A 13,527-nucleotide genomic window follows, 5' to 3' on the forward strand; every position below is an offset into this window, starting at 1 on the left:
TGAGCACCGGTATACGATGCTCTGTTTGTCATGCGATTTTCAAGGTACAACGATATCTGAAATGCGTTCCCGCAATTCATTCATAAAATCTTCATTTCAGACTTGACTTTTAATAGTTAGTCTTTCTCTATGTTTTCATTATAAACCAGGCCCGGTTTCCCTTGAAGAAACAATAAGTTCCGGGGTATATACCCAAAGGTTTGTATCGTCCTCCGATCTATGTGCAAAAAGATACCGCTCTGATCAAAGTCAAACCTCTGATCCAAGCGGTATCTGCATTGCAAAAAACTATTTGCCGTACCACACCGGTGAAGCTGCAACCTCGCCGGCCGCTGTGTAGAGCACGCCTCCCTCACTGTAATAGTTGGGGTTTCCCGGGACAGCTTCTATGTACATCAGACCGTCCAGTCCGTCAAAGGCACACATTCATCTGTGTATCTGTCTACTTTCCGAACACCTCTGCTGCCTGCTTCATATTTTCTATGATAGGCACCTTAAAGGGACACCTGGTCTCGCAGGCTCCGCAGCGGATACACTCCCCGGCATGGTGCTCCAGCACCTCATAATGCTCCCGCACTGTCTCCGGCACTTCTCCCTGTGCCTTTGCCAGGTTCAGGAACTTTGTGACAGAGGCCACGTCGATCTTCTTCGGACAGGGCGCACAGTGACTGCAGTACATGCAGTGTCCCTCCCAGCTTATATTGGGGAAGGAGGCAAAAGCCAGAGCATAATCCTTCTCTTCCTCCCCGGCCTCCTCGTAGGCAAGGCTCTCCTGAAGCTGCTGTACACTGTGGGCACCCACAAGGACAGTGGCCACTGCGGGACGGGTCAGGGCATAGTGGAGGCACTGCACTGCTGTCAGCGCTTTCCCAGCCGGGGACAGCTTCTCGTCCAGAAGGTCACCGCCGCCGAAGGCTTTCATGACCGTCACGCCCACGCCCATTCTCTGGCATGTCTCGTAGAGTTCCTGCCTCTCCGGATCCATGTTCACCAGATGGTGGTCATAACTTTTCTCTGCCCACAGTTCCTCCACATCCTCGCTGGCAGGCTGCAGATCATAGCAGGGATTGACGCTGAACATAAGCACCTCGATCCAGCCGCTCTTCACCGCCGCCAGCGCAACCTCCGGGTTGTGGCTGGACAGGCCGATATGCCGGATGACGCCCTGCTCTTTCAGCTCCTTCACATAGGCCAGCACCGGCCCCTCCTCTATCTCTTTCCAGTCCTTCATGGAGTCCACGTAGTGGATCATACCCACATCAATGTAGTCTGTCTGAAGCAGGGAGAGCATCTCCTCCATGCCCGCCTTTACTTCCTCTATCTTTCTGGAACGCTTGTACTGCCCGTCCTTCCAGATGGAACAGACGTGGGACTGGATGATGAATTTCTCCCTTCTTCCCTGCAGCGCCTCCCCGATGGCGGCGCGCACCTGGGGGTTGGAGGTGTAAAGATCAAAGTAGTTGATTCCCTGCCTCTGCGCCTCATCAAGAAGCAGCTTTGCCCCTTTGCATCCGTCCTCTGCAAATCCCTCACATCCAAGTCCGATCTCGCTGACCTTAAGTCCTGTGTTTCCCAGTTCACGATAGTTCATAGTCCTCTTCTCCTATCTTTTCTTTCTTGCTATGTTTCCTGTTCCCGCCTTACTTCTTACTCTTCACTGACAAGAAGTGTCCGCAGCATCCCGGCAAATTCCTCTATGTAATAGCTGCTGTGCTCCTTCATCCAGAAAAGGCAGTAATTTCTCCTAAGCTTCTGCCCTCCCTGCAGGATAGACAGCCGCTTTACAGCCGCCCCTGCCGGGGATAGCGTTCCCACTTTGTCCACAGGGAGAAATCCCCTGTTTCCCGCCACCATCAGCCTCCCCTCCTCCAGGTTCCCGGCAAAAAGGAAACTGCCGCCAAATCCGACGGTATTTTTATAGTACGCTTCCTCTGTGCTCTGCTGCTCCCCGGGAGCCACGAGAATACAGGGTATATGTCTTAGATCCTCCAGCTCCACCGCGTCCTGGTCCGCCAGGGAACTGCCTGTAGGAATTTCCGCCAGGCAGTCGCACCGAAGCAGCTCATAGTTGACATACTGATCCAAGAAAGCTCTTCTCTGGTCATTGAGGATCAGATCCGCCTCACCGAATCTGAGGAGGTCGTACAGCTCCTCGTGAGTTCCGTTGACAATGCTGATGGCCACTTCCGGGTACATCCGGGAAAAATCTGCCACAGCCTGGTGAAGCTCCTGTCCGCTGTAATTCCGGGGATATCCGATCCGAAGCTGGGACTCCTGGTCCTGTCCGATCCGCACAGTCTCGCGGCGGACCGCTTCCACCTGGCCCAGCAGCCCCTTACTCTGTCTGTAAAAATACTCGCCCGCAGGAGTCAGGGAAAATCTGCGGTTTTCCCTGTGGATCAGCTCCACCCCAAGATCTGCCTCCAGCGCCCGGATCTGCTGGGAGATGGCCGACTGGGAGATGTAGCACTGCTCTGCCGCCTCTGTGAAACTTCTGCAGTCAGCCACTGCCACGAAATATCTCATCTGCCTCAACAGCAAAAAATCACCTTCCCACACATACAAAAAAACGCCGCACACAGGAAGGCAATGCCATGACTTACCTGTATGCCGGCGCTGTCTTTACTTGTAGTCTAGCAAAAGGGCAGGGTGACCGTCAATACCTGCTTTCTCTCTCCAGGTCCTTATTTCTCCGGACGCAGAGGCCCATAGAACCAGGATGCCGTGGCTCCTCCGTCGATGAGGAAGTCCGCCCCTGTGATAAATGCTCCTTTATCGCTCATCAGCAGTTCCGCCACATCCGCCACCTCGTCGGCTGTCCCTGGGCGGCCTGACGGGCAGTTGGCAAACATATTCTTATAGAAGTCGCCTCTGGGACCATTAAACTCATCGACAGCCAGAGGGGTCACGATAATGCCCGGCGAGATGGAGTTGATGCGGGCGCCCCGCTGTCCCCATTTCACCGCCTCTGCCATGACCCGCTTCTCATTGCAGCGCTTTGCCATCTGGTACGCGTGCAGGGTATCTTTGATATGTTCCGGCTGAAGTATGGGCAGATCCAGCAGTTCCGCCGCAGGCGTGCAGGCAAGCTGCTCATCTTCCTCCGGTGTAAGAGCCGGCATCCTGTGTCCCGACTGGCTGGAGATGGTGACGCCTGTGCCGCCTTCCCTGATCACCTTCCCCACCTCTTCCAGCAGCACCGCTGTCCCGTAAAGGTCCACCTTCAGTATCGCCTCCACAGGAGCCTGGCTGGGCGAAACTCCGGCAGCGTTGACAAGCATGGCAATCTGGCCGTACTCCCGGGCTTTTTTTATCAGATTTCTTATGGACTCCCTTGAGGCAAGATCCATTTCCACCGCCTCCGCGTCAAACCCGGCGCTGTTTAAAATCTCTGCCACAGCCCGGGCATTGTGCAGGCTTTTATCTCCGATGACAATTTTCATGCCACGGCCCATGCGGCGGGCAATGGCCATACCGATCTGTCCTGCCCCTGTCAGGATCATTACATCTTTTTTCATCTTCTCTTCTCCCTTCCCTGTCTACATGACCTTTCTGATCCATGCTTCCACTTCCGGCCGGGAGCCGGACGCCTCCGCGCCGTGAATGGACAGTCCCTCTTCAACAACAGCTCCCTGGCAGATCATAAGATTCCAGAAATGTAAACATAGCCATGGGCATGGTTGACCACCAGTTTGGATAACCCACAAAAATTGTGTCGTACCCTTCCAGACTGTCCGGACGGCTCTTCAGTTCTGGGCGTGCGCCCTCCCTGAGCTCCTTTTTTGCTTCTTCTATGCAGACGTAGTAATCCCTGTCATAAGATTTCACTGTATCCACCTCAAAGAGATCCGCCCCTGTTATTTCGGCGATCATCTCCGCCACGATCTCCGTGTTTCCCTTTGAAAGGTTTTTAATACTGCCGCTCCAGTAATTTTCCCCTTTACGCGAATAGTAGACGATCAATGCGTTTTTCATCACAACAACCTCCTGAAAACATCTTTAAGGTTAAGTTTAATCTTTTTCCCAGGAGAATCAATTCGGATTTCGCGTGCCATTCATAAGTGAAACTTATGCGAACGCGTTGACACTTCCATTTTCACAGGCTTCCCTTCTGTCAAAAAAACCAGCACCTGGTAAGGCACCGGTTTTATCACAATATCTTCCAAAATCAGAAGATTCTTGATCGCAGTATATTAACAGCTTCTTCTGAAACATGATCAATAATAACATTATGAGATATACATATAATATAGTCCTGGGCTTTTATCCACTCACTGTCTTTGTAGGCTATCCGCTCCCCTTCTCTCCCGTATTCCTCTGATACAACAGTAAAGAAATCGTTGTCGAACAAAATAACACAGGGCTCATCCCACTGGATCCGCGGCTGGACACGTTTTATAATTTCCTTTTCACATGCTTCTTTATTTACCGGATAGCCATGCGCAATGAAAAAATATAAGCAAAACCCAACCAAAAAAAGATTAAGGACTACATCAGAGAATATATAATACCACCTTGACAATTCTATTGCTGGAGAATCCAGACTTTTAATCACATTATATGCAATTATGAGCATTATATATATGAATGCCAGTACTCCTAAAACATAGTATTTCAAATATTTTGCTATATGTCTTTCTACTTTTGGATTTTCCGATATACTCATCAGATAGCCGCTCAGTTCATAGCACAATTCCTTTTTCGTTTCCATGCGCATCTCTTCTCTTTTCAGAATAATCATTAGTAAAATTCAATTACATTTACTAACAATATAATATTCTCAAAGCTTTTTTTCTACACTCTGGCCCCGAACGGCATCTTTATCGTCCTTTTTATTTTCATCGCACTTTAGTCAAAGAGTGTGATAATTACAGCAAATTTTCCAGCCCCTGTCTTATACGAAACGATTCCTTTATGCCTTTTAACAATATCCTCAACACTCTTTAATCCATAACCATGCATCTGTCCTTCCTGCTTCGATGATGTCCATTTCCCATTCACTTTTTGCGGAAAGGTTTCTGTACTGTTCGCCACCTCCAGCATAAACATTCTTCCCTGGCGTCTCATCTTTACATGAATCCATTTTTCTCCTGATTCAGTACGCTCGCACGCCTCAATGGCATTATCTAACAGATTTCCGAAAATGGCGCAGTTTTCACTGTCCGAAACAGGTATAGCAACCCGCTCTTCTATGTCTGTCCGAAATGATATTCCTGCTTTCTGTGCAGATACGATCTTTTGATTTAATATCAGGTTCACAATTTCATTCTCTGTCCATTTTTTCATTTCAGAAACTGTAAATTCCTTTTCCACGTCCGCCAGATATGCGTCCATTCTCTGTATCTCTTTTTCTTTCAGCAGGCCTTGCAACACAAGCAGGTGATGCTTGACATCATGAACCACTTTATGCTGATTTTCAATTTCCGCCGCAACTTCTTTATATTTTTCTTTGAGTAATTTTTCCTGTAACAGCAGAAAATTATTCTGGTTAGCTGTATAGCTATTTTTAAGAAACAGAAAAGCAGTGACATATGCCATGGCAAGCAGAAAAATGAGAGACGCCAGAATTTCTTTTGTCATAATCTCTATGTACTGACCTTTGTCATTCAATAACACGATGATAAAAGTCTGATACGTTCTCATCACAAAAAGCAGAAACAAATCAAACGCGAGAAATGGCTTCCAGTACGCTCCCAGCACGTCCCCCGATAAGTCTTTCTTCCTTAACAGCACACCTATCAGTAATGACACAAATAACCTGGAAGTAAAATAGATGATACTTTTCCAGATCGAATCTCCAAAGTAGATAATCTGCTCAAATGAAGAGCTGTCATAGATCATCCCTATAAATGCAAAAGCAAAATCCTGCAGGGCAACCATTGTATAATAAGTAATGATCACACAACTAATAAAAGCCGGCTTTCTTCTGACTATACACAGCATACAGAGTATAGAGAATATAATTTGCAGCACAAACATGCCGAAAGAAAAAAAGGCAATTGTTCTGTTGAATGCAAGCAGACTTCCAAATACAATAATCCCGGCCCACCGCAAGATATTCCCCCACAGCTTTATACTATCTGTCAGATCCGTCAGATAGAGAACAAGCCGGAAGCCATACCATATTTCAAAAACAGAAACCAGCCACTGCAGTCCAAGACCTGATATATACATTATTCCCTGCTCCACCGTAAATTTATCTCCCTTTTCACCTTTGTCAGATGCCCGCGACTGACTGGTATCTGCGTTCCGTCAGTCATAAAAATGACATTTCCCTTGATTTTATAAATATGTTTTATATTTACTATACAGCTCCGGTCTACTTTTAAAAAGTCATCATCATTCAACTCTCTTATCACCGTTTCCAGTGTATTGCGCTCCCTGTATTCTCCATTTTTAGTAATGTAGCGGACATACTTTGCTGCTTTTGCTTTCATAATATAAATAATGTCTTTATAAAATACTTTCTCTTTACCGTCCTCCTGCTTAAGTATCCGGAACCTCTTTCTTTCCCGTTCTATTTTATTTAAAACTTTTCTTAAAATAACCGGGAGCCGCTCTTCCATGTGTTCTTTTAAAATATATTGATATGCGTCTAATTCATAGCTTTCTACTGCATATTCGGAATATGCAGTCACAAAAATCACATATATTTCCGGCCATTTCTCCCGAAGGACTTTAGCAAGCGCTATCCCGTTCATACTGCCCAGCTCAACATCAGAAAATACAATATGATATTCTTTCCCCTCCATAAGTGATTTTTGAAAATTCTCAGCTTCACCAAAGACATCTATTTCCACTTTTTCAGATTCCCGGATTTCTCTTTCCATACAGTTTTTAATTATGGCCTGCATGTTTTTGTCGTCTTCTATAAGCGCTATATGAACCATTTTCCCCTCCTCAAACGACTTACAGACTGAATTAAGTATACCTGTTTTTATTTTCCTCTTTTATCCCGGGCCGTAAACGGCTGCATTTATGACCTTTAACAGTTCATCTGCCAGCTTATCTATCAACGGCACAATTCCTGTCCAGCCATTTCATCTCTGGTATCATAAAGAACAGGACGATAACCGCTACCAGAATATCTGCTGCCGGTGCCGCGTATAACACGCCGTCCAGTCCGAAGAACAGCGGCAGGATCAGAATCAGTGGGATCAGCAGGATCAGCTGTCTTAGCATAGACAGGATCGATGCTTTAAGTGCCTGTCCGGTTGCCTGAAAATAGTTGGTTGAAACAATAGGAAATCCCGAGCAGAAAATAAACAACAGGTATATGCGCAGACATTTTACGGCAAAGTCAGTAAAGGCACTGCTCTCACTCCCAAAAAGTGCAATGATCGGTTCCGGCAGGATCTGGCAGATCACCCAGCCGGCTCCCACTAGCAGTGTAGCCATTGCAACTGCGCGAAGATAGATCTTTTTGACCGGTCATACTTTTCTGCTCCACGGTTGTAGCCGAGAATGGGCTGGGCACCGATCCCTACTCCTACAGCAATCGCATTCATAATCATAGAGATTTTGACAACAATCCCCATAGCGCTCAGCGCAATGTCCCCGCCAATCTCACTTTGATTTCCATAGTAAACAAGTGAATTATTCATCACGATCTGAGTCAGACAGGCAACAGCCTGTGTGATACCCGAAGCGGTTCCAAGGGACAGAAAGGTGCCGATCCTCTTCCAGTCAAGCCGCATATACTCTTTCTGCAGCCGCATGTGCAGCGGCTTTTTTGATTTTCTCAAAAAATATCCTGTCAGGATTACAGCAGAGATAATCTGAGACGTAATCGTTGCTATTGCCGCACCCTTAACTCCCCAGTGGAAAACGAAAATATATACAGGATCTAATATTGTATTCAATCCTGCTCCGATCAGCATGCTATACATGGAGAGTCGGGGACTTCCATCTGTTCTTGCCATATTGGATAAAACGATGGAAAGCATATTAAAGGGCGCTCCAAGTAAAATGATCGAAGTATAATCCACAGCATATGACATGATACTGTCTGTTGCGCCAAACAGTCTTAAAAGCGGTTCCATAAACATCATGCCCAGGATCACAAGAACGATGCCTGCCAGGATTGTAAACAAAAATGCATTGGAAAGAGTTCTTTCCGACTCTTCTTCTTTCTTTTCCCCCAGTTTAATGGCAGCGTAGGCGCTGCTCCCTGCGCCAATCAGCGTGGAAAAAGCCAGAAGGATCGTTACGATCGGAAAGGCTACAGTAGTCGCCGCATTCCCGAGATATCCTACCCCCTGACCGATAAATACCTGATCCACAATATTATAGACGGAATTGATCAGACATGAAATAATCGCCGGAACGGAGAAGGATAACAGCCGCTTTCCTACAGGCTCATATCCCAACGGGTTCTTTTCTGTTTCCATTATTCTCTTCTCCCCTCTCTTTCCCGTTCTGCCATTCCTTTTCTACTTAAAGTTCTGGTAGAACAGTCTTCAATCTTTTCTAATGTACGCAGCATGCGCTCAATCTCTTCCAGACTACACTTTTCTTCGATAGCCTTCTCCCAGTATGTTCTTCTGTCATAGATTTCATCTAAAATCGTTTCTGCTTTTTCCGTCACGAAAAGATGCTTTACACGTTTATCTCTTTCATCGCTTTCTTCTTTGACATATCCGGACTCTATCAGTTTTTTAACCGCTTTGGTAATCGTGGCTTTGTTAAAATTACCGAGCTTTGCAAGATCAAACATGGTAATTCCCTGCGTTTCACTAATATAAGTCAGGAAGAACTGCTGATTGCACCCCAGACCTATATCATCAAAATTACTATCCAGATATTTTACTGTGTTTCTATAAATTGTAGAAATATAACGAAAAAATTGGAACTTCTCATTTTCCATCTGTCTCACTTCTTATTTAAATATAGTTGGCGCGTCAACTTTTTGCGCTCAGACAGTGTACACCTTATTAGTTGGCGTGTCAACTTAATTTAGTGCAGAATTTCTTACACGTCATAAAACTTTAATTGATCCATGTATTCTTTTTTTTAGCATAGAAAAAGGACGCATCCGCTTTCAGACACGTCCGGTGATTTGTTATAATATTCTATTTTTCTTCCTCTTTTTTAAGAACATACGCTTCCACAGTCTTCACAAAGGTTTCTGCATGCTCCAGCTGGACAAAGGATTCTTCTTTTGAGGCCAGGAAAAAATCACTATAGTCGCATTTCTCTCTAATCCGATAGGCTCCGTCAACAATCTTATAAGTTCCACGATCAAATTCACCTGTATGCACATAATACTGATTAAAATGGGCAATCACGGAACTGTGTTTCGAAGCATCAAACCCATCCAGAATATTTACTGCCCGAATGCTGTGAAAAATTGCATAGTAGGAACGATTGATTGCCGCTTTGAACAACCCGGATTCATGGTTCACATGTGCAGCCTGCAGATCCTCTTTTGCCCGTTCCAACCGATATCGGCACAAGATTTCTCTCTCATGCTGCATAGACCACGACTCCCTCCTCATCCACATTCTTATAAAACGGAGAGACTTTCTTCCAATCCTGATACTCTTGGTATTTTACATCAATGATGGAGAACACCATCATATACTTCAGAGCCAGATCTGTAGACACGTCACTAAGTCTCTCATTATATTCCCGCAACTGCGCATCTGTTCCGTTTACCAGCACCATAATATCTACATCGGAATCTTCAGTCTGGGTACCTCTGGCAACGGAACCGTATAAGATTACCGCCTTCAACCGATCCCCATACACTTGTTTGAGAAGTTCTGCCATTTCCTGTAAAATCTTTCTTAACTTTTCATCCTTGATCTTTTCCATATCCTCAGACCTCCCGGACAAATGATTTCAAAACAGGTCTATTTCTCTCTGCCTGTCTTTAGTATACCACACAACTGTCTGCTTATCTATTGAAAAGAATATTCTGTATTTTTTAGACGTACTTGCCTGTACATAACCTCCGGCACTCCCAGGCAGATTACCGCCAGGGCCGCTGCCATCCCTGCTGCCTGCCACACCGGCCAGGAAAAGGTAAAGTAGGAGATCCGGCCGCCCATGTATGCTCCGACAGCGGCCAGCACAGCGCTTCCCACGATAAGAAGAAGAGCTGCCGTCACAAGCAGGTAGATGGCTCCCTCCGCCAGGATCAGGCCCTTTTGCTGTCTCCTTGTCATACCGATCTTTTCCATCATGTCAAACTCCATTTTCCGGGACAACATCCCTGTGACACAGACGTTGAAGTAATTCAGAAGTCCGGCAAAGATCAGCACAGCGGCGATGATCCCAAAAACCAGGTTGCTGACCATAATATAGCTCCGGGCCTCCTCCATAAGATCATCGGCGATGATCAATAAGAGGCCTGCTTCGCCAGCCTCGTCCCTTCGCCGGTTCTCCGCTGCGGTGATCTGCTCTATCCCTTTCTGTACGTCCGCCTCCTTCCCGTCCCGTGCATCCAGCTCCATAAGCAATGTTTTCTTTTCTGTAGGCAGCTTTTCAAAACCCTCTTCACTGATGACAAAATAAAGCATGCTTTCTCCGTGCCAGCTCCTTGGAAAATCCGGAAATCCCTCCGCCTGTGTATCCATATAGCCGCACAGAGTGAAGGCTTCTGAGGTAAGCCCGGGCAGCTCCCCCATCTTCTCCAGTTCCTCCGGGTCAGCCTCCAGCCTTTTCTCTCTTTCTTCTTTTGACCAGAGAGCAGAAAAGCGGACAGGCTCCCCCACGCTCTCCCGGGCCTGCTCTTCCTTTGCCGGCGACAGTATGTGGTCGTGAAGGAGAAGAACCCCTGTGCCGTCTGCCAGACTTTCCATGTCAAGGCCAGGGTCCTGTTTTCCGGCAAAGTCTGCCAGCTCCCGGATCTCCTCCTGGGATAAAATCTGAACCGTGCAGTGGTCCGCCCCGATCATCACCTCCACCGGAAGTCCGGAAGGACCATACTCCTCCTCCAGTTCTTCCACCGTGTCACCCGAGTCATTTAAAGGCTCCAACGCTTTGGGGCTGAAAGAAGGAGACAGGTAACCTCCCTCTGCAAGATACACACTGCTCCCCTCTACCCCGTCCAGTGACAGGATCTCCTCCTTCACCGCGCTGCTGACAGGAGAGAACTCGTCATAGTCATTGTCGTAAAGCAGCATCAGTGTGGTTTTGCCGGTGACAAAGGGGTCACTCTCCAGATCAGTTCCCTGCTGCCCTTCTGTTTCTTCCGCCGGGTAGCCGGATCTTCCCGCCACCACAAAGTCCGGCTTCTTTTCTATGGCATGGGTATAGTCCGCTCCCCGGGCCATCATTATGGAGCAGAGGGCTGCTTCCATGCCGAGAAAAAGAGACAGGACCGTAAGGAAAAACCGCCCTCTGTGGCGCAGCACATTTTGCCATGCCATGAAGACAAGCTCCCGCCTGGGTGAACGGCTCTTTTGTTTCCTCTTCCTTTTGTTTTCCCGCTGTCTGCCAGGATCTGCTCCTGTGTAGGCGGAAGCCTCCAGAGCTGACAGCCGGAAAGTCCTGAGGATCACTGACGCGGCCGCCAGGACTGCAGTCAGAATGGTAAATACAGCCGGAACTGCCAGAAACTCCGGCCGGAAGAACATCCATCTCCCAGCACCTCCCCAGTCTTTCAGATATTTTTCTCCCAGTATTCCGGAAAGCCATGTAAGCAGCACCAGAAGAGAAAGCCCTGCCCCGGCCAGGGCTCCTCCCAGAATCGGTCTGCGAAGCTGCCCCATATAGAACGCCTTGAGCTGGGCGTCCGTCATCCCTACAATATGCAGAAGTCCCATCTGCCGGACGTCACCGGCCATGGAAATCTGCATCACATTGCAGATGAGAAAGAACACGCCTGCCAGAATGACCACCCCTGCAAGGAGCGCCGCCCCGTATCCTCCAGCCAGACGCCGCACGGCATTGTAAGAGGCTGTATTTCCCCCGGTAAACCGCTGGGAGTCAGATGCCATCTCCACATCCCGGTAAAGCTGTTCCTCAGCCTGCCTGCCGCTCAGGCTGTCTTTTTGCAGGATCAGTATGTCCACATCCTCATCCAGACTGCCGCCCCAGTCCTCCAGCTTCTCTAAAGAGATATATCCCTGGGCCGCCGTCCCGGAGGCCGCTGTGTAGTCTGTGTACCAGCCGCTTAAGGTGAAAGTCTCCTGTTCTTTCTGAAAAAGTCCCACTTCCACCTCAAGAGATATTTCCATCTCCGGCTTCGGACTGCTGATCCCAAGCTCCTTAAGGGCCCGCACCGGAAGCATGATCTCCTGCGCCCCGGAAGGATACTGTCCTTCTATATCCGTGTATGCAGGCTCTGTCAGTTCTTTCCACGCCGTCAGATCCAGAGCACAGATCTGACAGACGCTGCCCGCCTTATCCGGACATTTTGCATTACCCACAGTCCGTCTCCGCCCTGCTTCATGGATGTAGGAAAGTTTCCGGATCCTCTCGTACTGGGAAGCATTTCCTCCTTCCAGACAGGTGGAGGCCGCTGTACCCGCCTGCCGGATGGCCCGGATCTGTTCCGCCTGGATCCTGCCTGCGAAGATGCCAGAGATAACCGCCAGTGACACCACACCAAAAAATACGGCAGAAAAGAGTATCCGGTTCCTGCCCCGTGCCGCACGGGCGCTTCTTCGTATCAGCATCTGCATGGCCCTGCGGGCACTCCCTTTTATTTTTCTGCTACACTCCCGCATGGCGCCCCTCCTTTTCAGACTCTCCTTCTTTCCGTCTGCCTTCCACCAGCTTTCCGTCAGACATGCGCAGGATCCGGTCTGCCATCTGGGCCGCTTCCTCCTGGTGCGTGACAAGGATCACAGTCTGGTGAAACCGGGCGGCGCAGGTCTTTAGAAGTCCCATCACTTCCATTCCTGTCACGGAGTCCAGACTTCCTGTCGGCTCATCCGCTAATAAAATGGCCGGTTTGACAGCAAGGGCCCTGGCGATGGCCACCCTCTGCTGCTGTCCCCCGGACAGGGTCCCGGGCATCCGCCCCATCAGTTCCCGGATCCCAAGGGCCGCCGACAGCTCCTCCAGAAACGCCTCGTCCGCCTCCTCCCCGTCCAGCCGGAGAGGAAGGACAATATTTTCATAGACGTCCAGCATGGGAACAAGGTTGTACTGCTGGAAGACGAAGCCTATGTTCCGCCTGCGAAAAACCGTCCTCTCCTCCCGGGTCATATCCTTCAGACTGTTCCCCCGTATCCACACCCCGCCTGCGGTAGGCTCCTCCAGTCCTCCCAGCAGATTGAGAAGGGTGGTCTTGCCGCTGCCGGACGTGCCCACCAGGGCAAGGAACTCTCCTTCTTCCACATCCAGGGTCACTCCGTCCAGGGCGCGCACCTGGTAAGTATCTGTCACATAATATTTCTTCAAGCCTGCGGCCTTTAAGATCTTCATTTCGCTGTCTTCCTCCTTTTAATCGAGTAGGGGAGATTTTCTCTCCCCTCTCACACCACCGTACATGCCGTTCGGCATACGGCGGTTCAACATAACTTCAAAGCATGGCGCTCATTGTAATAGTCAAGACAGCTTACAAGCCCTGCT

General features: G+C 48.6%; 13 protein-coding genes and 1 pseudogene. All 14 read right to left on the reverse strand.

What is annotated here, in order from left to right; genetic code table 11:
* Positions 1 to 288: 288 nt before the first annotated feature.
* The 14 genes and pseudogenes from INF30_RS14150 to INF30_RS14215 all read right to left on the reverse strand — a co-directional run bounded on the left by INF30_RS14150 (position 289) and on the right by INF30_RS14215 (position 13,380).
* Positions 289 to 426 (reverse strand): hypothetical protein, encoded by a 138-nt coding sequence (locus tag INF30_RS14150; RefSeq protein ID WP_157888431.1) that lies wholly within the window; start codon positions 424 to 426, stop codon positions 289 to 291.
* Between the two features lie 16 nt (positions 427 to 442).
* Positions 443 to 1,591, reverse strand: a complete 1,149-nt coding sequence (locus INF30_RS14155; protein WP_076778201.1) for an aldo/keto reductase — start codon at positions 1,589 to 1,591, stop codon at positions 443 to 445.
* Positions 1,592 to 1,647: 56 nt separating this feature from the next.
* On the reverse strand, positions 1,648 to 2,526 hold the full coding sequence (locus tag INF30_RS14160) for a LysR family transcriptional regulator (RefSeq protein WP_226395678.1): 879 nt from the start codon (positions 2,524 to 2,526) through the stop codon (positions 1,648 to 1,650).
* A 158-nt stretch (positions 2,527 to 2,684) separates the two neighbouring features.
* Positions 2,685 to 3,518: an SDR family oxidoreductase gene (locus INF30_RS14165; RefSeq protein ID WP_226395669.1), complete on the reverse strand. Its 834-nt coding sequence runs from the start codon at positions 3,516 to 3,518 to the stop codon at positions 2,685 to 2,687.
* Between the two features lie 100 nt (positions 3,519 to 3,618).
* Complete coding sequence (locus INF30_RS14170; protein WP_311136027.1) at positions 3,619 to 3,975, reverse strand: flavodoxin; 357 nt, start codon at positions 3,973 to 3,975, stop codon at positions 3,619 to 3,621.
* A gap of 193 nt (positions 3,976 to 4,168) precedes the next feature.
* Positions 4,169 to 4,711 carry a hypothetical protein gene (locus INF30_RS14175; protein WP_226395670.1) on the reverse strand — a complete coding sequence of 181 codons (543 nt, stop codon included), beginning with the start codon at positions 4,709 to 4,711 and terminating at the stop codon, positions 4,169 to 4,171.
* Positions 4,712 to 4,848: 137 nt separating this feature from the next.
* Positions 4,849 to 6,189, reverse strand: a complete 1,341-nt coding sequence (locus INF30_RS14760; protein ID WP_226395671.1) for a sensor histidine kinase — start codon at positions 6,187 to 6,189, stop codon at positions 4,849 to 4,851.
* Complete coding sequence (locus INF30_RS14185; RefSeq protein ID WP_226395672.1) at positions 6,174 to 6,890, reverse strand: LytR/AlgR family response regulator transcription factor; 717 nt, start codon at positions 6,888 to 6,890, stop codon at positions 6,174 to 6,176. The genes INF30_RS14760 and INF30_RS14185 overlap by 16 nt, the downstream gene beginning before the upstream one ends.
* A gap of 115 nt (positions 6,891 to 7,005) precedes the next feature.
* Positions 7,006 to 8,390: pseudogene (locus tag INF30_RS14190) on the reverse strand (MATE family efflux transporter).
* Positions 8,390 to 8,866, reverse strand: a complete 477-nt coding sequence (locus INF30_RS14195; protein WP_226395673.1) for a MarR family winged helix-turn-helix transcriptional regulator — start codon at positions 8,864 to 8,866, stop codon at positions 8,390 to 8,392. The pseudogene INF30_RS14190 and the gene INF30_RS14195 overlap by 1 nt, the downstream one beginning before the upstream one ends.
* 205 nt (positions 8,867 to 9,071) lie before the next feature.
* Positions 9,072 to 9,476 carry a HEPN domain-containing protein gene (locus INF30_RS14200; RefSeq protein WP_226395674.1) on the reverse strand — a complete coding sequence of 135 codons (405 nt, stop codon included), beginning with the start codon at positions 9,474 to 9,476 and terminating at the stop codon, positions 9,072 to 9,074.
* Positions 9,466 to 9,816 (reverse strand): nucleotidyltransferase domain-containing protein, encoded by a 351-nt coding sequence (locus tag INF30_RS14205; RefSeq protein ID WP_226395675.1) that lies wholly within the window; start codon positions 9,814 to 9,816, stop codon positions 9,466 to 9,468. Before INF30_RS14205 ends, INF30_RS14200 begins: the two co-directional genes overlap by 11 nt.
* 86 nt (positions 9,817 to 9,902) lie before the next feature.
* Positions 9,903 to 12,677, reverse strand: a complete 2,775-nt coding sequence (locus tag INF30_RS14210) for an ABC transporter permease (RefSeq protein WP_226395676.1) — start codon at positions 12,675 to 12,677, stop codon at positions 9,903 to 9,905.
* Positions 12,664 to 13,380, reverse strand: a complete 717-nt coding sequence (locus tag INF30_RS14215; protein WP_226395677.1) for an ABC transporter ATP-binding protein — start codon at positions 13,378 to 13,380, stop codon at positions 12,664 to 12,666. The genes INF30_RS14210 and INF30_RS14215 overlap by 14 nt, the downstream gene beginning before the upstream one ends.
* Between the last annotated feature and the right edge of the window lie 147 nt (positions 13,381 to 13,527).

Source organism: Claveliimonas monacensis (assembly GCF_014982975.1).
GTDB classification, from domain to species: Bacteria; Bacillota; Clostridia; order Lachnospirales; family Lachnospiraceae; genus Claveliimonas; species Claveliimonas monacensis.

Coding starts and splice junctions, on each gene's coding strand:
- INF30_RS14150 (WP_157888431.1), bottom strand. CDS start 426: ATGTGTGCCTTTGACGGACTGGACGGTCTGATGTACATAGAAGCTGTC.
- INF30_RS14155 (WP_076778201.1), bottom strand. CDS start 1,591: ATGAACTATCGTGAACTGGGAAACACAGGACTTAAGGTCAGCGAGATC.
- INF30_RS14160 (WP_226395678.1), bottom strand. CDS start 2,526: ATGAGATATTTCGTGGCAGTGGCTGACTGCAGAAGTTTCACAGAGGCG.
- INF30_RS14165 (WP_226395669.1), bottom strand. CDS start 3,518: ATGAAAAAAGATGTAATGATCCTGACAGGGGCAGGACAGATCGGTATG.
- INF30_RS14170 (WP_311136027.1), bottom strand. CDS start 3,975: ATGAAAAACGCATTGATCGTCTACTATTCGCGTAAAGGGGAAAATTAC.
- INF30_RS14175 (WP_226395670.1), bottom strand. CDS start 4,711: ATGGAAACGAAAAAGGAATTGTGCTATGAACTGAGCGGCTATCTGATG.
- INF30_RS14185 (WP_226395672.1), bottom strand. CDS start 6,890: ATGGTTCATATAGCGCTTATAGAAGACGACAAAAACATGCAGGCCATA.
- INF30_RS14195 (WP_226395673.1), bottom strand. CDS start 8,866: ATGGAAAATGAGAAGTTCCAATTTTTTCGTTATATTTCTACAATTTAT.
- INF30_RS14200 (WP_226395674.1), bottom strand. CDS start 9,476: ATGCAGCATGAGAGAGAAATCTTGTGCCGATATCGGTTGGAACGGGCA.
- INF30_RS14205 (WP_226395675.1), bottom strand. CDS start 9,816: ATGGAAAAGATCAAGGATGAAAAGTTAAGAAAGATTTTACAGGAAATG.
- INF30_RS14210 (WP_226395676.1), bottom strand. CDS start 12,677: ATGCGGGAGTGTAGCAGAAAAATAAAAGGGAGTGCCCGCAGGGCCATG.
- INF30_RS14215 (WP_226395677.1), bottom strand. CDS start 13,380: ATGAAGATCTTAAAGGCCGCAGGCTTGAAGAAATATTATGTGACAGAT.